The organism is Candidatus Uabimicrobium helgolandensis (assembly GCF_041508025.1).
Lineage (GTDB): Bacteria > Planctomycetota > Uabimicrobiia > Uabimicrobiales > Uabimicrobiaceae > Uabimicrobium > Uabimicrobium helgolandensis.
Map to the genome: position 1 here is coordinate 2,840,932 of NZ_CP165719.1, position 17,148 is coordinate 2,858,079.

Annotated in this window: 16 protein-coding genes; 8 read left to right on the forward strand and 8 right to left on the reverse strand. The window is 34.7% G+C overall.

What is annotated here, in order from left to right; genetic code table 11:
• The first annotated feature begins 396 nt into the window (after positions 1-396).
• The 5 genes from UABHE_RS10310 to UABHE_RS10330 all read left to right on the forward strand — a co-directional run bounded on the left by UABHE_RS10310 (position 397) and on the right by UABHE_RS10330 (position 5,602).
• Positions 397-2,193, forward strand: a complete 1,797-nt coding sequence (locus UABHE_RS10310) for a C25 family cysteine peptidase (protein WP_372370184.1) — start codon at positions 397-399, stop codon at positions 2,191-2,193.
• Between the two features lie 71 nt (positions 2,194-2,264).
• Positions 2,265-3,440, forward strand: a complete 1,176-nt coding sequence (locus UABHE_RS10315) for a pyridoxal phosphate-dependent aminotransferase (protein ID WP_372370185.1) — start codon at positions 2,265-2,267, stop codon at positions 3,438-3,440.
• Positions 3,441-3,578: 138 nt separating this feature from the next.
• A complete protein-coding gene (locus UABHE_RS10320) occupies positions 3,579-3,749 on the forward strand; it encodes a small basic protein (RefSeq protein WP_372370186.1) in 171 nt (56 codons plus the stop codon).
• A 275-nt stretch (positions 3,750-4,024) separates the two neighbouring features.
• The gene (locus UABHE_RS10325) at positions 4,025-5,131 is read left to right on the forward strand and encodes a pyridoxal phosphate-dependent aminotransferase (RefSeq protein ID WP_372370187.1); all 1,107 of its coding nucleotides are present in this window, start codon (positions 4,025-4,027) and stop codon (positions 5,129-5,131) included.
• A gap of 216 nt (positions 5,132-5,347) precedes the next feature.
• Entirely contained in the window at positions 5,348-5,602 is a 255-nt protein-coding gene (locus tag UABHE_RS10330; RefSeq protein ID WP_372370188.1) for a hypothetical protein, read from the forward strand.
• On the opposite strand, the gene UABHE_RS10335 is transcribed toward UABHE_RS10330, so the two are convergent.
• The 5 genes from UABHE_RS10335 to UABHE_RS10355 all read right to left on the reverse strand — a co-directional run bounded on the left by UABHE_RS10335 (position 5,594) and on the right by UABHE_RS10355 (position 10,853).
• The gene (locus UABHE_RS10335) at positions 5,594-5,887 is read right to left on the reverse strand and encodes a hypothetical protein (protein ID WP_372370189.1); all 294 of its coding nucleotides are present in this window, start codon (positions 5,885-5,887) and stop codon (positions 5,594-5,596) included. The two genes, UABHE_RS10330 and UABHE_RS10335, sit on opposite strands and share 9 nt — an antisense overlap.
• The gene (locus UABHE_RS10340) at positions 5,880-7,193 is read right to left on the reverse strand and encodes a hypothetical protein (RefSeq protein ID WP_372370190.1); all 1,314 of its coding nucleotides are present in this window, start codon (positions 7,191-7,193) and stop codon (positions 5,880-5,882) included. Before UABHE_RS10340 ends, UABHE_RS10335 begins: the two co-directional genes overlap by 8 nt.
• On the reverse strand, positions 7,193-7,750 hold the full coding sequence (locus tag UABHE_RS10345) for a hypothetical protein (RefSeq protein WP_372370191.1): 558 nt from the start codon (positions 7,748-7,750) through the stop codon (positions 7,193-7,195). Before UABHE_RS10345 ends, UABHE_RS10340 begins: the two co-directional genes overlap by 1 nt.
• A 16-nt stretch (positions 7,751-7,766) precedes the next feature.
• Positions 7,767-9,464 carry a pilus assembly protein PilM gene (gene pilM, locus UABHE_RS10350; RefSeq protein ID WP_372370192.1) on the reverse strand — a complete coding sequence of 566 codons (1,698 nt, stop codon included), beginning with the start codon at positions 9,462-9,464 and terminating at the stop codon, positions 7,767-7,769.
• Positions 9,465-9,941: 477 nt separating this feature from the next.
• On the reverse strand, positions 9,942-10,853 hold the full coding sequence (locus UABHE_RS10355; RefSeq protein ID WP_372370193.1) for a hypothetical protein: 912 nt from the start codon (positions 10,851-10,853) through the stop codon (positions 9,942-9,944).
• A 434-nt stretch (positions 10,854-11,287) separates the two neighbouring features.
• Here UABHE_RS10355 and UABHE_RS10360 point away from each other — a divergent pair, with 434 nt between their 5' ends.
• Genes UABHE_RS10360 through UABHE_RS10370 form a run of 3 tightly spaced genes read left to right on the forward strand, consistent with a single transcriptional unit; the run spans position 11,288 to position 14,701 of the window.
• A complete protein-coding gene (locus UABHE_RS10360) occupies positions 11,288-12,295 on the forward strand; it encodes an NAD(P)-dependent alcohol dehydrogenase (RefSeq protein WP_372370194.1) in 1,008 nt (335 codons plus the stop codon).
• Between the two features lie 22 nt (positions 12,296-12,317).
• A complete protein-coding gene (locus tag UABHE_RS10365) occupies positions 12,318-13,043 on the forward strand; it encodes a hypothetical protein (protein ID WP_372370195.1) in 726 nt (241 codons plus the stop codon).
• Positions 13,044-13,045: 2 nt separating this feature from the next.
• Entirely contained in the window at positions 13,046-14,701 is a 1,656-nt protein-coding gene (locus tag UABHE_RS10370; protein WP_372370196.1) for a cyclic nucleotide-binding domain-containing protein, read from the forward strand.
• Positions 14,702-14,794: 93 nt separating this feature from the next.
• Here UABHE_RS10370 and UABHE_RS10375 read toward each other — a convergent pair whose 3' ends face one another.
• From UABHE_RS10375 to UABHE_RS10385, 3 genes are all read right to left on the reverse strand, one after another.
• Entirely contained in the window at positions 14,795-15,346 is a 552-nt protein-coding gene (locus UABHE_RS10375; RefSeq protein ID WP_372370197.1) for a TetR/AcrR family transcriptional regulator, read from the reverse strand.
• Positions 15,347-15,505: 159 nt separating this feature from the next.
• On the reverse strand, positions 15,506-16,327 hold the full coding sequence (locus tag UABHE_RS10380) for an IS982 family transposase (protein WP_372370198.1): 822 nt from the start codon (positions 16,325-16,327) through the stop codon (positions 15,506-15,508).
• 42 nt (positions 16,328-16,369) lie between these two features.
• Positions 16,370-16,786 carry a four helix bundle protein gene (locus tag UABHE_RS10385; RefSeq protein WP_372370199.1) on the reverse strand — a complete coding sequence of 139 codons (417 nt, stop codon included), beginning with the start codon at positions 16,784-16,786 and terminating at the stop codon, positions 16,370-16,372.
• Between the last annotated feature and the right edge of the window lie 362 nt (positions 16,787-17,148).

Below are 17,148 nucleotides of genomic sequence, written 5' to 3' on the forward strand. Positions count from 1 at the left end.
TACTTTTTGCACCAATATGCACATTTTGCACTTAATGAGAAATGTATAATATAAATCTAAGAAGTACATTAAACGCAAAAAATACTTATTTTAGTCTCGACTTTTTTTGTTTCTATATATTTTTCATTAATAGCCTGGATCTCCGGTTTTTTAGGGATAGAGAAAATATAGTTATCGTTTATTTGATAGGTTAGGCACTCTAAATATCTAAATTTTTTCGTTGCTGAAAAACGTTATTTTTGCTATTTTTTTATAGTTAGGTATTATTTTTGCTTATGTTGTTTTAGTAAAATGACATGTGAAAATATTACAAATAAAATTAAAATCTCTGTTTCTAGTGTTTAGAAATAGATGCCAGTGTTTTACTGGTAAAACATCTCGGAGGTTACTAAATATATGAGTTTACGTAAATTATTAGTTACTCTACTAGTAGTATGCTTCGCTTTCTCTTCAGTATCATTTGCAGAGTGGCAAGCTCTTTCTTCTGATGCACCACAAGGTCTTCAGATCAAAGTATTGAAATCTACACCTAATTTAACAAAATTAGAGCTTACTCTTCCTGGTTACCATGTTGGTTACGTTAAACATCCAACAGGTGAAAAACCTTTTTGCATTCAATTTATCATTCCTGATGCAAACTGGCACATGAAAGCTGATTGCCCTAACTTACCACGTATTTCTGAACTTGTTCAGATTGCGAACAACGGGGTAGCACAGCTTGAAGTTCTTTCAACTGAAGAAGTTGAAGTGGATCTTCCTGGTTGGGTAATTCCTTCTAAAGGACACTTAACTCGTGATATTAATCCTGCAACTGTACCTTATAAATTTGGCCCAGTTTACGATGCAAACAATTTCTATGTAGAAGATGGTCAACAATTCACTATAGGTGAAGAGTTCATCATGCGTGATGTACGTGGTGTTCGCGTTAGTGTAATGCCAATTACAGTTAATCACGTTACAATGAAAATGCGCGTTATCAAAAAAGCAGTAGTTGCGATTAAGACAGATGGAATTAGCGCAAACAATACTTTGTCTGTTTCTAATGTTCCTTCTAAAAACTTTTCTTCTCTTTACAACGGCGCTTTCTTGAATTATTCTCAGCCTGCAGGAATCAACAATTCTGTACCTGCTGAAGATAACAAAATTCTTGAAGTTGTTGCATACGAAGCTTTCGCTGAACTACAATCATTCATTGATTGGAAAGCAACAAAAGAAGCAAAAGGTTTTAAAGTAACAGTTAAAACTGTAGGGGATAGTACTTCTGCTCAAGACATCAAAAACTATTTAGCACAACGTTTTCAAGAAGAACGTTTTGGTTATGTAGTTCTAGTTGGTGATATTGCGCAAGTTCCTACTCTACAAGGACCTTACGAAAACGCTGATTCTGATCCTGTATACGTTCGCCTAGAAGGTGACGATGTTTACCAGGACGCTTTCATTTCTCGTATTTCTGGTAACAACGCTTCAGAAATTGATGTTCAATTCGACAAAATCATTCGTTATGAAAAATCTGCAAAGCCTGGTGTATGGAACAATTCTGTTCTAGGTATCGCTAGTGATGAAGGTTTTCCTCATTCTGATGAAGATCGTATGGATTGGATCTTAAGAGGTGGTAGTAAAGGTCAGAAGCAACCTATTGAAGGTAAAGGTTTTATGGGCATGGGCTACAAAAAAGATTACAAAGCTTATGGTTATTCTGCAAAACCTTCTGATGTTGCAACTGCATTAGAGTCTGGTGTAAACGTAATTTGTTATATTGGTCACGGAAGTGCTACTTCTTGGGTAACTAGCCGTTTTAGCAACTCTGACATCAAAAATCTACGTAACGGTGAAATGCTTCCAGTTATCTGGAGTGTTGCATGTGTTAATGGTGAATTTGATAGACGTGAGTGTTTTGCTGAAGCATGGTTACGTCAACCAAATGGTGGTGCTGTTGCGGTTGAAGCAGCTTCTACAAACGAAGCTTGGGTTCCACCTTGTGATAAACAAGCTGCAACTGTTAATGCATACATCAACAGAAAACACAGAACTTTTGGTGCTCTTGAAATGGCTGGGCGTTTAGCTGCTCTTAAACTTTGGGGTGATGGAAATCGCGATCAAGGTACACAGTTAGCTGACCAGTGCAACCTTTTTGGTGACTGCACAATGGTTGTCCGCTACCCAGCAGCAAAAGGAAAAGATAAAAAGAAGTAATTCTTTTTATTCATTCATTGCAAAATAAAACGGGGAAAATTCCCCGTTTTTTTATTGGTAAAGGCATATAAATGCAAATAGCAAAACGCGTTAGTAGCCCACAAGCCTCTATTTTTGCTCAAATGACAGCTCTTGCAAATAAATATGATGCTGTTAATCTCGGGCAAGGATTTCCCAATATGCCGTGCGCGAACTTTATAAAAGAGTTTGCACAACAAGCGATAGAAAAAGACTTAAATCAGTACGCTCCAGGAAATGGATTACCTATTTTAACGGAGCGCTTAGCAAATCTTTATGCAAATCAATTTTCGCATTCTATAGACCCTTCTAAACAAATAATGATTACTGTAGGAGCAACGGAAGCTATTTTTGCTACATGTCAGGCTTTTGTCGAAGAAGGCGATGAAGTTATTCTTTTTGAACCTTTCTATGATTCTTATCCTACTGCTGTTAAAATGGCTGGTGGTTCTCCTCTCTATGTTCCTCTCACTTACGAGAATGAAGAGTGGGTATTTAGTCGTGAAGAATTAGAGAAATCTTTTAGCAATAATACCAAGCTAATATTCATCAATACTCCGCACAATCCTTGTGGCAAAATATTTTCAACAGAGGAATTACAATTTATCGCAAGATTATGTTGTAAATATGATGTGATTGCTGTATGTGATGAGGTTTATGAATACATGGTTTTTGATGGTTTAAAACATAAGCGTATGGCAAATATCGAAGGAATGGCAAATAAGACCATCACTATTTCTAGTGCAGGAAAAACATTTGGAGTAACGGGCTGGAAAGTTGGATGGATCATAGCAGATAATCAGTGGATACAAGCAATATCAGAGGCAAGACAGTGGATTTCTTTTTCTGTTGCAACTCCTTTACAATATGCCATCGCAAAATCTATTGAAAAAGCACAAAACGGTGACTTTTTTATTAAGATGCAACAAGATTATCAACAAAAAAGAGATTTACTTATAGAGTGCTTACAGCAGAAAAATTTATACATCTGTAAACCACAAGCAACTTACTTCATTATGGTCAATCATCAGCACTACAATTTTACTGATGATGTTGTTTTTTGCGAATATCTTACTAAAGAGATTGGAGTGACAGCAATTCCCCCGAGTTTTTTTTATAGTGATGCACACCGGCATTTAGCCAAGAACTATGCACGGTTTTGTTTCTGTAAAGATGAGGAAACTTTAGCAAAAGCTGGAAAAAAGCTTGAAAAACTCGGCAAAAAATAATACTATTTCCGTTTAGATATTACATAGTTAAGAGTCATAGTATTGCATTGGTATAAAAATTCTAGGTATGTTTGACCTGTAAACCAATAATAATTTACCTATAGACTCTAAGAAACAATTATTTATGAGGTATTTTTCATGACTATTCATAAAAGCTTACGCATTAAAACTGGCGCAAACAAAATGCGTAATGTGTTAAAAAGAGACGAACGCTTAGCTATTTTACAAAAAGATGGCAGGTGGGAAGAAGGCAAATCTGTATATGGATTACCAAAAACAAAAACAGGTGCTGTTAAAAAGAAAAAATAATACAGCCCTTTTATACGCAATCAAAATTCGCCTCTTATTTTGAGGCACAAAATAACCATATTGTTTATTTTGTGCCTCAATTTCTTTTTAAGGCGTGCGGAAATAAAGAATATATCTGATTTTGCGCCACAATTTTATTCATCGGTTAGACATCTCGAACGCGCAAACGTCTATTTCTGTAAATGAGAATAACGACAGATAAAAGTCAAGCAAAAGGAGTTCATTATTTATTTCTATACGCCTAAACACAAAATTTATTTATGTGGGGACAAATCATGTTTGCAGATCGTGTAAAAAATCTATCAGCTTCAGGTATTCGTAAGGTTTTTGACCTTGGTGCTTCTTTAGAAGATCCTATTAATTTTTCCATTGGTCAACCAAATTTCGATGTTCCCGATAAAATAAAGTTAGCCGCTATAAATGCAATAAGCGAAGGGCATAACAGTTATACTGTTACCCAAGGAATACCAGAGTTACGTGAGAATATCAAAAATAAGATCACTGAAACTAGAAAAGTATGTCCTGAAGAGTGTTTTGTTACTTCGGGAGTTTCTGGCGGAATACTTCTTTCATTTCTTGTACTAATAAATCCAGGAGATGAAGTTATTATTCCTGATCCTTATTTTGTGATGTACAAAAATTTAGTAGAGCTTGCTGGCGGAATTCCTAAATATTATGATTTATATCCTGATTTCCAACTAAAAGCGCAAAAAATAGAAGAGCTAATTTCTGAAAAAACTAAAATCATTTTAGTCAACAGTCCTTCGAATCCGACAGGCGTACTTTTTAATGAAAAAGACTTAAAAGAAGTGGCTGACATTGCTAGAAAGAATAATATCATTGTTATTTCTGATGAAATCTATAGTTCTTTTTTATACGAAGGAAACTATCATTCGATTTTCAGTTATTATCCAGAAAAAACTATTTTATTAGATGGCTTTTCAAAAAGTTATGCAATGACAGGGTGGCGAATGGGTTATGCCGCCGGAAGCAAAGAACTAATGGAGAAAATGATTACACTACAACAGTTTTCTTTTGTATGCGCACCATCATTAGCACAGCACGCTTGTAATAGTGCTTTTGATGTTGATATTACTCCACATATTAACGATTATAGACGCAAAAGAGATATGATCTACGAAGGCCTAAAAAGCAAAGGCTTTTCCGTGGAGAAACCAAATGGATCATTTTATATTTTTCCACAAGTTCCGTGGGGAACCGCCTCTGAGTTTTGCGAAGCTGCGATTGCTAAGAATATGTTAATTATTCCAGGTAAAGCATTTAGTAATAGAGATACACATTTCCGAATCTCGTTTGCTGTAAGTGACGAAAAGATAAAAGAAGGACTTGAAGCACTTGGGGATTTGGCGAATAGAAAATAAGTGATCAATTAAAAATATTTACAATTACTTGACCACTGGTCATTCTTGATTTGACAGAAATCCGTGATACAAGTTGATTTTTATTCGCGGATCCTGAATCAATTCAAGAATGATAATAAATGTAGATAAAGTTATCGTTTTAAACGATTTACGTTTAAATTGATAGTCTTGGACTTACATCTCGAAAAGTTTTAGCTAGCCATATAGGAGAAAGTAATGGATTTTACTCAAGAAATTGATTTAGCTAAATTAAAGAAAATGCCTAAAAGTAAGCGCATGGTAAAGGTTGATGAATTTGAAGAGCAAAAAGCTGTTCTCATTGAAAGATATATTGAACTGCAAGATATTTTAGATGACTATAATGAGCAGATTTATACAATTAGCTGTAAAATTGAACAGCTTAATGTAGTTGTTCGCGAGCTAACAACTATTAAACGAGGACGTAAAAAGAAAACAAAAGTGTCAAAGTAAATCATAATCATCACGAACTATGTTTAATATAATATCCTCATTGTCTCCTTCCACAAAAATTCTACCAATTTCATCGACGTAACCATTCGAGTCAATAGAAAATACTCTTTCTGTTGTATATTCAATGCAAATACCTGGTTGATTTTTTTGCGGATTTTTTAAGAAATGAAGTTGCAAACTCGCTTTTGTCGTAAACGAATAACAACTTCGAATTCTTTGGCAAACACGTTTACACCATTTTTGAAATTTTTTTGTTTGGATTTGTTTGTTTTTGCGTCTATTCATGATGAACTACATTTTTTAATTGGATTGTGAAAAAATATTCATGGTAATCCCAACTAGATATACCACACTGTGTCGCACCTATTTTGTAATGGCTTAGTATTTTTTTGACAATATCTAGTGCCGCGGACTCATCACCTCTTATTCTGCTTTCTAAAATTTTGCGGCAGCACTGCGAGCATGCAACATCTTTATTATATATCTTGTATAAAGAACGTACTTTTTTATCACATTTTGGACACGTATCTTCATTGGTAGATGAATCTTTGATATTTGCCTTCGCTACACCTTTAAAACTCAAAGAGTCGTCTACTTGCGAAATAATAACTAAAATCTCTTCTTCATGAGAAAAGAATAACAACCACTGATAAAAAATCCATGATCCTAATGGTTCTAAAGGGATTGTCATATCTTCAGGAGCACTATCATCATACTGAATTTTAATACTCTGCTTCTCGTCACTTAATTCATTGTGTACCTGGTGCAAAAAATCATCTATTCTAACTTGCTTCGTATTTGTGGTAGCAAGCTCTTTGTTTTCAAGGGATAAAATATTAATAAATGAGTTTTGTTTTTGAGAAAGTGTTTTAAAAATTCTTTGCTGATTATCATCTTGTAAGAGTGTTAAAAATTTTCTCGATAACTTTAATGATTTTTGCAATTGCTTGTAATTCTTGGTTTCAGTGTTAGAAGTTTTTTGTAAAGAGCGTAACTCTTTTTGTAGCAAAAAGTGATCTTGAATGCGATTTTCTTTAATTTCTTTTAATTTGTTTTGCCATAATTTGTAATGCTTTTTTAACAAGAACTCAAAACCATACCAAAGACTTAAAATAAAGATTGATTCTCCACAAAAAAGCACTATAAATGAAATCATTTTATAGGGAGAAGATTCACTTAACAACATACACAAAAATATAAGTAAAAGTAAGTAACCTACAAACATTTTTTTGGGTAATGGAGATTCTAAACGAAGAGAAAGTAGCATTAATGCTATTTGAGTATTGATAAGAACGAGAATTACAAAAACTGGAAATTGCAATAAAGTACAAATAACAATAAACGCTAAATCTGCAAAGACAAGAAGACGCCTTTCTCCCATATAAGGAAGTATTTGATAGTAACAGTGATAACTAGCATTTATAATCACGTAAAGAAAAAGTAAAATAGCCCACATACCATTTGCTATGTGTAGTACATTTTGCGCCGAAGATAGATACCAGCCACCAAGTAAGAAAAATAACAATACACTACAAAACCAAGCCATCATGTAATGTTGGCGTTCCTCTTGGTGTTTTTGTTCGTCATTCACTATCCGTCTTCCTCTTCTGTATTCGGTAAACGATGTACAAACTGCATGTCCACTTTCCACAAATCATCGTATGGTTTTGAATTTTCTACTTTGAACATCTCTAAATTTTTAACAACTAAGTTGACTTTGAGAGATTGAGCACGCTCTTTAATATAGAAAATATAACGCGCTAGTTTTTCGCGGCTGATTGACTTGAAACCAATAGTATAAGTTCTATCAATAAAGTCAATATCGTTCTCATTACCCTTTTCTTGCTCTGGTCCTTCAACTTGCTGTGGAGAAATACCAGGAACTGTACGCTTGAAAAATGTAAATGTTTTTTGGATAACTGGAATAGTCTCTTCATCTTCGTCTTCGTCTTCGTTTGCTGCTGAAGGCGGGATTTCTTTTTCCAAAGCCACTATTTTTTTGTAATCGCGAATTCCCAGCTCAAAACTAGAAGAGTATGAAGAGTAAGAGTAGTAATTATAAACTAGCCATCCCATTGCAAGCATGCACAATATTGCCATCATACCTATATATACTTTATAAGTATCGTAACCTTCACTTGAGTCCATACAGTACCTTTCTTTATTATTCTTCTTCGTCGTTTTCGCGATAGAAAAACTCTATTTTATATTCTCTGGGCAATTCGCGGATTGGTGGGTTACGAATTACTTCATTACCAATAAAGTTTGTTTTATCAGGGTCCATATCAGCTATGCTATTAATACGTCTGCGTACATAATCAAGAGGACTATCATTTTGCCCTAAAAAACCGCCAATAGTACCTTGATTTTCACCAATACTAAGTTCGGTAATAACAATGTAAGAACGACGACGTATCTCAGCAAATTGTTTGCTTATATCCAACCACCGTTGGAAAGCACTGTTCACTGGAGGGAGTTCACCATCACCATCGGCAAGAGTGCTTCTCATACCTTTTAAAATACGATATAGATAATCTTTGTTTCGTACAGGTAATCTTTTTGAAGGCAAGGTGCGTTTATAAATTTTTTCTGCATTATTACACAGCGTGTTGTATTTTTTTTGAGCGGTAATGCGATTTTCTTGAATACCATAACCCATAACTAAAAATAAAAGAAGCATTATTGTTACACAAACAGCTATAGGAAATTTCATCATCTCAAAGCGTTTAGTATAAGCATACTCTTCTTTGCGAAAATCCATATCAATTTTGTTTTTGCCTAAACCCTTAAGTGCACATCCCAATGCAACACTTCCGCTATAAAGAACCTCGTTACTGGTATCGTTCTCTAATGAAATACTACTTGAGTAGTTTAAGAAAGTAGTGTCTATTTTGAGTTTTTCTTTTAAAAATTCAGCGATTCCTTGGAGTTGCGACCCTCCTCCAGTTAGGCAGATGCGCTCTATTGGATATTCTAATTGTAAAGTGAGCATTGTACGACGAATTTCTTTTACTAAGCGATCAAATACTTCTGATTTTCGCTGCCCTTGTTGCTCTTCTTCTTTGCCATCTGACTGATGAACGAGGAACATGCGATCTGAACTCATACCATCAGGAACAGGAAGAGTTACAATAAGCTCGCTTTCTAAATCCCAGTCAATATCATTCCACTCTTCATCTGCACCATCAGTGGAAGCGTTTAATTTTCCTTCTCCTTCAACTGGCTCATCGTCGCGAAGATTTGCTCCTAAACGAATTGCACGTACATGTTTCATGTCATTTTTATTCATGAAAATCAATTTCGTTGCACTTGCTCCGAAATCGATAATGAGAACCATCTCTCTTTTCATTACAGAGGGACATAAAGCGGCAACATTAGCAATTGCAGTAATATCAAGGTCAACAGAAATCGGATCTATTCCACAGGTTTCAAGTATTCCAAGTCGCTGTGACAAAATAACCTTTGGAACAGCGGCCACAAACAGTCGTGACCTTTTTTCATCGGTATTTAGTTTTGCATAGTCAATAATAACTTGCTCTATGGGATACGAGTGTAAATACTTTTCAGCTTCGTATTTGATAATTTTCTTGATATGTTCATCTTGGGAAAAGTCAACGGTAATCTCGCGCAAAATACTATCTTGTGTGGGAAGAGACAAAATCACATTGTTGCGGTCCAGGGTGTTTTCTTTAAAAATTGTATGTATAGCTTCTATCAACAAGTTGGAGTTGGCCTGCTCATCTTCTCCAAACGAAAGTTCTAAGTCAAAAAAGTGAGTTACGCGTATTTTGCCTGCACTTGTTTCTAGTTGAATAATTTTGAGGCTTTTTGAGCCGATGTCTATTCCTACAGCGCGAGCCATTTTTTTGGGCACCCCTTTCTGCCTGAGCAAATAATCGTTTACCTGAAATAAAGAGGAATATGGTGAGATTATTTCTACCACATATAATAAGACGAATGATTGCTACAAAAGTTTACAAGTAAAAGCTTTTAGGAATTTGAAAGTGAATATTTTTAAATTTTCTGTTAATTTTTTCATATCCCTTGGGCGTGTATTCTCAATACCATCAAGTTAAGTGGAAAGAAAGTTAACTCGATCTCGTAAATCCCTAGCTTAATCAGAAACAATATCGGATATAAGTTATTTCTTTTCAGCCAGATACGCTTAGATCAATGGTGTGTTTCTATATTCAATATTCTAAAATATTCTTTGTTATACAAACGATTTGTAGAGCTTATTACAAAATTAACATAGACTACAAATTTTCGCTTCAATGCAATTTTATAACAGGCTCTTAGAGTATAATGAAATTTTATACAAATATCAAGAGGTCAGCTTTTATTTACCAATCATTTGAAAAACTTCTCGCCACACCATCTGTGAAAAACTTCCACCTTTAGATTTTCCTGGGCGAAATTTTTTAATAAATCCAGAAGGAGAACTAATATGCATAAACCCTGCAATGTTTTCAGGTGCTACAGATTTTATAAGCACTTGGCTATTACGTGTCGCTTTTTTTAAGCTACGTTTTTCTAACCAAGAAGGAGAAAACCATTCATTGATGTATTGCCATTTTTTTTGCGATATTTGTAAAGGAAATCGCGTATAGAAATTTTGCCAAAATGATTTAAGGTCAGTATTTGTATTACAATAATTGTGATACACGCTTTCATCTATACTTGCAAAGTGCAATTGCAAAAATTGATAAAATGGTTCACCAATACCAACATGTTGCATAAAACTTAAAAACTCATCACTAACCTCTACTCCTAAAATATTGTACACGTAGCGGTTCTCATCTTTACGTAAATCTTTGTAGTAACCTCGTTGGTCGCACGGAGAAAAAATGCACCTATCCGTTTGTTTTGCCTTACGCTTTTTTAAGTGAGGTTCTGATTTCTTTTTCCACACTTTAAAAAGTTCGTAACCTAGTAAACGAAATTCTTCCCGCACAAAAAAATGAAAACGCACATAGTCATCTAGGATTTTGTTATCAAGTATAGTGAGAACATCACTGTTATTTTCTTCAATATCAATAATAACTAAGTAACCATCACAATTACGATCTCGGGCACCGCGCACGGCAAAATAAGATGGGCTACCTCCTTCTCCGGCATTAGGCTTACTAGCAATACAGCAAAAATTTTCTCCTGTAATTTCGGTAAGCCACTGATCATCAGTTACACTACAAAGACCATTCTTTTTAATGTCTTTTAAAAAAATTTCTGAAGTTCCATGAAAAAAAATCATATGTTTATCCTAAAACAAGTCTGGATTAGAGCTAAGCCCTAAATAAAGAATGATATAAAAAATTTAAGATGTATCTGTGGAACAGATTTTGTGACACATAAATCGCCGTCAAGGTTAGAATAATTAAGATATTCGACATTTAAACCTAAATATCGAACTAAAATAAGTGGCCGCCAAAAGCATTTCTCCGTTCAGATTTGCTTCCCTATTTTTTAGCGCAACGCAATGAATACCCAACTACAGTGTATAATTAAAATGCGACAATTTAATTGGGCATTATTTTTGTCAGTAAAGCCTTAAATAATCGAAAAATTTTCGATTATTGTTTGAAAATTTAAGACAGTCATTATATTTTAACAAACAACTTAGGGATATGACGTAAAATTTGGTAAATTATTTTCGATTCACAAAAGTTATTTTCAGGAGTTACAAGTATGAAATCAGTACAAATACAAGATAGTTTTGGTATAGATCATTTACAATTTAGTGATTGTTCTCAAAAAGAAATTGCTGACGATGAAGTTGAAATCCGCGTAGAGGCTGTTTCTCTTAATTATCGAGATTTACTAATGGTAAAAGGTCTGTATAATCCAAAACAACCTCTCCCTCTTGTTCCTTGTTCAGATGGAGCAGGAATAGTCTCTTCTGTAGGTAGCTGTGTCGAATCTCTCAAAGTAGGAGATAAAGTAACAACCGTTTTTGCTCCACAATGGCAATCTGGTACTCCGACACTTATACAAATGCGTAACACTATTGGCGGTCCTAAAGACGGGGCTTTAACTCAACGTTTTGTAACATCCAGTTCTCATGTTTTAAAAAGTCCACCACACTTAACTTATGCGCAAGCCTCTACCTTGCCGTGCGCAGCTGTTACTGCTTGGAATGCTTTAGTCGAAGTAGGAAAAATTAAAGCCGGAGATAAAGTACTCATCCAAGGAACAGGAGGTGTTGCACTTTTTGCTTTGCAATTTTCAAAAATGTTTGGAGCAGAAACGATTGTTCTTTCCAGCAGTGAAGAGAAGTTACAACGCGTTAAAGAACTTGGTGCTTCGCATACAATCAACTATAAGAAAAATCCTGAATGGAGTAAAATCGTTAAGAGTTATGTAGGAAACGTTGATATTATAATTGAACTAGGAGGGGCAGAAACATTACAACAGTCTTTACGCGTATGTCGTCCAGGAGGAACAATTGCTTTAATTGGTATTCTTTCGGGAACAGCTCCGAAAATAAATCTTTTACCTATTATTATGAATAAGTTAAATGTCTGCGGCATATTTGTTGGATCGCAAAACTGTTTTGAAGAAATGAATAAAGCGATTGCATTTCATAAACTTGAACCAATAATCGACAAAACTTTTGCGTTTGGTGAAGTAAAGAAAGCGTTCGAGTACATCGAAAGTGCGTCGCATTTCGGAAAAATATGTATCCATTTACAATAGTATGACAATCATAGGAATTATTATGAATAAGATTTCTCAAGAAGGTATACAATCAACAGCCATAGGATTTATATTGGCTCTCGGAGTATTTGCATTTCCGTACATAACTTTTATATTTAGCTACTTTGTGATTTTAATACATGAAATAGGGCATGCGGCTTTTGGGATTTTATTTGCATATCCATCAATACCTGCTTTTGATTTTAGATACGGTGGAGGTTTCACTACGATCCAAACACGCAGTTCTTTTTTTCTTGTGGTTGTATTCCTGCTATTTGCAGTAGGTTTAGTTAAAATTTATGATTCTCGACGTTTGTTAAAAGCAGCAGTGGCACTAATTATTTTGTATACTTTCTTAGCTTTTACAGGTATCCATAAGCAAATTATTTTATTTATGGGACATGGTATGGAGCTTATTATTGCTGGAATCTTTATTTATCGCGGGTTAAGTGGTAGTGCTGTTATTCATAAATTAGAACGTCCATTGTACAGCATGCTGGGATTTTTTATCGTTTTTTATGATATGCGTTTCGCCTATCGTTTGGCATATTTAGAATCATATCGCACACAGTATGGCAATGCAAAAGGAGGTGGACACTGGATGGATTTTAGTCAGTTAGCTACTTATATGCAAATGTCTCTTTCTTCTATAGCCTTTTTATTTATGTTATGTTGTATTCTTCCAGTTGTCATAAGTTTTTTACTCCACATATACCGTGAAGATATAATTTCTTTTATTAGGAAGTAGCTATGTTAGTTGATATTCTTAAATTACTTGGGATTTCACCGGAAATCATTCACTTATTTTTTGTTGTAATTATTTCTTTAGGAAGCATAGCTCTTTTTTTTATAGCGCGTGTTATTGATTATGTTTTTTTTCAAAAACGCTTAAAAAAGCAAATATGGCTGATAGATTTAATATGCCTACCTGCTCTTGTTTCAATGATTGACGTTTTTGTCTATAATTTTTTTGGTGCAGAGACTCAAGCATATTATACAACAAACAATGTCAGTAATAGTTTATTATGGCTTGTGTTTGCGTGGTTGTTTTGCCGTGGACTAGAAACATTTATTTGGACAACTCTTTTTAAAAAATTGACAGGAGAGGAGTGCCCAAGGCTCCTAACTGGTTTTTTTGCTGCGATTGTCTATTTTGCTACTTTTTATATCATATTAACAGTCGTTTACAAAAAAGCTCTTACAAGTCTTTTAATTCCCACTGGTATTATTGCTGGTGTTTTAGGGCTAGCCTTACAGAGTCTTATTTCTAATATTTTTGCTGGTTTAGTCATTGCCGTAGAAAAGCCTTACCGCGTTGGAGACTGGATTGAGCTTCCGAATGGGATGAGTGGTCGAGTAATAGATATTACTTGGCGTAGTACGCGTTTATGGTCGCGAAAGAACGGAATCTATATTATTCCAAATGATATGGCTACAGGTAATGCCGTTCATAATCATACAATTCTCGATAATAAGTTTGCTGAGTGGTACTATATTGATGTTGATGGAGAAGTTTCACCGCATGCCGCCTTAGAATTACTAACAGAAGCAGCTCTTAGTTGCGAAAAAATTCTAAAAAACCCTGCCCCTGTTGTTTCTATATACGATGTTACCACTCGCCCTTATAAATATATGGTATACGTGTATTTTGAAGACCACGCTGCGCATTGGCATGGAAAAAGTGAGCTTCTTTTGAAAATCCAAATGAAATTGATGTCTCGTGGAATTGCTCCTGCTGAAATGCGTATCGAACTAAATAAAATAGAGGCGCCAACTATTGAAGTTCAGACACCAGAACTGGGAGCATATTTGCGTGACGCATATTTATTTAAGTCTTTATCTGATGATGACTTGAATATCATTAGCCATAATAGTAAAAAGAAAGAATACTATCCAGGGGATATGGTAATTGTTGAAGGAGAAGAAGCACAAGCACTATTTGTCATTGCCTACGGTATGCTACAAGTCCTTAAGAAAGATAGCACTGGCACTAATCGAGTTATTGCAAATCTTTCTGCCGGAACAGAATTTGGTGAAATGTCCTTGTTGACTGGAAAACATCGTTCTGCCTCTGTGCAAGCGATGAGTAATTGTGTTCTAATCGAAGTACCAAAAGAAAGTATGAAAGAGCTTCTCGATCGCAAACCACACCTACTATCAATGCTTATTGAGCGAATGGTGGAAAGACGAATGAATAGCGAAGGGATGTTGGACAAACTAAGCAAAGAGGCTTCAAAAACACAATTTCTCAATTACACAAAAGAGCTATTTTCAACGATCACTACTTTTTTTGAGTTACCATCGCGTAGAGCTACAAAAACATTACCAGAATCTCCTTTGTCCGTAGCAAGTAGAGAAACAGAAAAACTGGATAAGGAATCTATTGAAGATAAGAAAAAAAAGTAAGCGATCGAGAACGTTCTTTGTCATCAACTAGCACAAGTCGTTAAAATTTACAAAATATAGAATGTGAAATAATTGTTGGGTCTCAGGAGTAAACTAAGCTCCAACAATTATTTTTGCTGCTTCTTTTGCTTGTTTTGCGCTAAAAGAATTGCCATTGATCTGAGCCATAGTAATCGCTCCTTCGAGTAATAAAACTAGATGAGCAGCCACCCCTTCGGCGTTTACTATTTTTGCCTCAACGGCAAGTTGCTCTATGTATTTTCCCATTAAGCGTTTAAAATTTTTACATACATCCCTAATAGGTGTATCCATATCTGGAAATTCGCTACTCGCTCCAACAAAAAAGCATCCATAAAAATCATCCATATTAAACCAAGCCTCAGCAACATCAAAAATACTTAATAACTTTTCTTTTGGTGTCCCACTTTGTTTTTCCACTTGTTCTACAAAAAAATTTCTAAAGGCTAAATCATAGTAAACCAGTACAGCTAAGATTAAATCTTCTTTTGATTTAAAGTGATTGTATAAAGTCTTTTTTGCTACTCCGGATTCTTTGATTATTGTATCAATACCTACAGCATGAAACCCATGTTTTGCGAAAAGCAATCGAGCAGTTTCTATCAATTGCGCTTTTTTTTGCGACATAAAATCTCCTTCACTCTATTTTCAATCATTCAATTTAAATCTAACCTTGACCAATATTCGTGACCCAATTGTTATCTGAATATACCTCTTTGTATTTATTTGTATAAAAGATTTATCAGTGTTTTGTTCTATTTTATTAACTGTAATCCAAGTTGCGACCTAAAAATAACAAGAAAAAGTGAAAGCGAGAACAAAAAGGACAACTTTTAACTCAAATCCATAAGAGGTAACAGCATGAATTTTCTTTGGAAAAAAAGAAGTGATCTGACTAAAAGTAGTTTCAATCCTTTTACGGGTAACCTTTTGAATAAACTCAGTAGTTCGGGAAAAAGCCCTTTTAGAATTTTTCTTTCTCTGAGGTAAGATAGAGACATTAAGAGCTTCAGAAACAATATCTTCGAAAGAGTAATCATTGTAAGATTTATCAGCAAAAACAAAAGAGTTTTCAGGGATATCTAATTGAAATTGTTTGAGAACACGACAATCATTGCAGCCACCAGGAGCAAGCAAAAACTCAACTGGTAAACCAGTTTTGGTGACGAGCATATGAACCCGCAAACCGAAAAAATAACGACGTTTGCTTGCAACACAACTCCGATGATCTTGTGTATTGTATATTTTGCAACGACTAATGCGAATATTGTCACAGACCGGAATAGGGAAACTATCTATGATATAATCTCGCAGATTGTTTCGCTTACTAATTTCAACAAACAAATGAAAAAGAGAAAGCCATACACTTTCACCAATAGCACGTATGCGGCGATTGAAACGACTTTTACTTAGCACTTTTTTGATGTAGCCACGCCCGGCTAAAAAATTTCGTCCTTTTTCAAAGTTGCCAGAAAAGTAGAGCATAGAAACTAATGCTGTTGTCATAATTTCTGAATTAGTCATTTTAACTTGAGGATCTTCTACAATCTTGAGTGCTTGTGTTATCTCATCACATATACAGAAAACAATTATAATTTCTTTTCCCATGACTTTCTCCTTCTTGTTTTTCCTACTTTAAGAGAGGAGTCGTTATAACAGTATAAAAAAACGATGTGTGCAATTCGATTTTTGAGGTTCGTGGTCGTGGATCGATATTCCATGTGCGAAAATTAGACTATTAACTTTGAAAATACAAATTATTCTATAGAGTAGTTTTTTGATTTTCTCTTTTTCTTTTGAGTCTATTATTTGGGCTATCTTAGCAACATCGAATACTGCACTACATTCATTTGCTGATCTTGCTATAGAGAAAAACCTTGCTTTCTCTTTTTTGCTAAATTTGGCATTGCCTCCTGCTATATTAAGAGGCATTGAAAGCGATGCTCTTTTTAGCTGATCCTTTAAATAGCTGTAACCTGATGGCATTTTCTCCATCACATTAAATGTTTCTTTTGTATATTCTAGTGATACTTGATATACATCTAATTTTTCATGATTAAAATTCATTGCATTACCCTTACTTCGTGCCATGTGCCACGACTGCGTCTCACGAGATTCGAGCCGCGCACATCGAATTTGTAAGAGTAATTATACCAGACTGTACGATAACTTTTATAGGTCGCAACTTGGGTTATTTTTAAATATACAAATCGATAACAATGCTTTTTGCCTTCTTACTTATTTTCTTTCCTTCAATATATAGTTATTCTCTGCATTTGCTAGCTTGTTCTTGAATTTTTTCAAAAAAAAAAGATATATACCTTGACAAAAATAGACAGATCTGTATACTTTCACTATCACCAAGTAGACAGATCTGTCTATCAAAGTTGAGCCTTTTAGGAAAAATACTGGATTAGTATCATCGCCAA

Bases quoted from the DNA above. Each gene is read 5' to 3' on its own strand.
- UABHE_RS10310 (WP_372370184.1), top strand. From the start codon at position 397: ATGAGTTTACGTAAATTATTAGTTACTCTACTAGTAGTATGCTTCGCT.
- UABHE_RS10315 (WP_372370185.1), top strand. From the start codon at position 2,265: ATGCAAATAGCAAAACGCGTTAGTAGCCCACAAGCCTCTATTTTTGCT.
- UABHE_RS10320 (WP_372370186.1), top strand. From the start codon at position 3,579: ATGACTATTCATAAAAGCTTACGCATTAAAACTGGCGCAAACAAAATG.
- UABHE_RS10325 (WP_372370187.1), top strand. From the start codon at position 4,025: ATGTTTGCAGATCGTGTAAAAAATCTATCAGCTTCAGGTATTCGTAAG.
- UABHE_RS10330 (WP_372370188.1), top strand. From the start codon at position 5,348: ATGGATTTTACTCAAGAAATTGATTTAGCTAAATTAAAGAAAATGCCT.
- UABHE_RS10335 (WP_372370189.1), bottom strand. From the start codon at position 5,887: ATGAATAGACGCAAAAACAAACAAATCCAAACAAAAAAATTTCAAAAA.
- UABHE_RS10345 (WP_372370191.1), bottom strand. From the start codon at position 7,750: ATGGACTCAAGTGAAGGTTACGATACTTATAAAGTATATATAGGTATG.
- pilM (WP_372370192.1), bottom strand. From the start codon at position 9,464: ATGGCTCGCGCTGTAGGAATAGACATCGGCTCAAAAAGCCTCAAAATT.
- UABHE_RS10355 (WP_372370193.1), bottom strand. From the start codon at position 10,853: ATGATTTTTTTTCATGGAACTTCAGAAATTTTTTTAAAAGACATTAAA.
- UABHE_RS10360 (WP_372370194.1), top strand. From the start codon at position 11,288: ATGAAATCAGTACAAATACAAGATAGTTTTGGTATAGATCATTTACAA.
- UABHE_RS10365 (WP_372370195.1), top strand. From the start codon at position 12,318: ATGAATAAGATTTCTCAAGAAGGTATACAATCAACAGCCATAGGATTT.
- UABHE_RS10370 (WP_372370196.1), top strand. From the start codon at position 13,046: ATGTTAGTTGATATTCTTAAATTACTTGGGATTTCACCGGAAATCATT.
- UABHE_RS10375 (WP_372370197.1), bottom strand. From the start codon at position 15,346: ATGTCGCAAAAAAAAGCGCAATTGATAGAAACTGCTCGATTGCTTTTC.
- UABHE_RS10380 (WP_372370198.1), bottom strand. From the start codon at position 16,327: ATGGGAAAAGAAATTATAATTGTTTTCTGTATATGTGATGAGATAACA.
- UABHE_RS10385 (WP_372370199.1), bottom strand. From the start codon at position 16,786: ATGAATTTTAATCATGAAAAATTAGATGTATATCAAGTATCACTAGAA.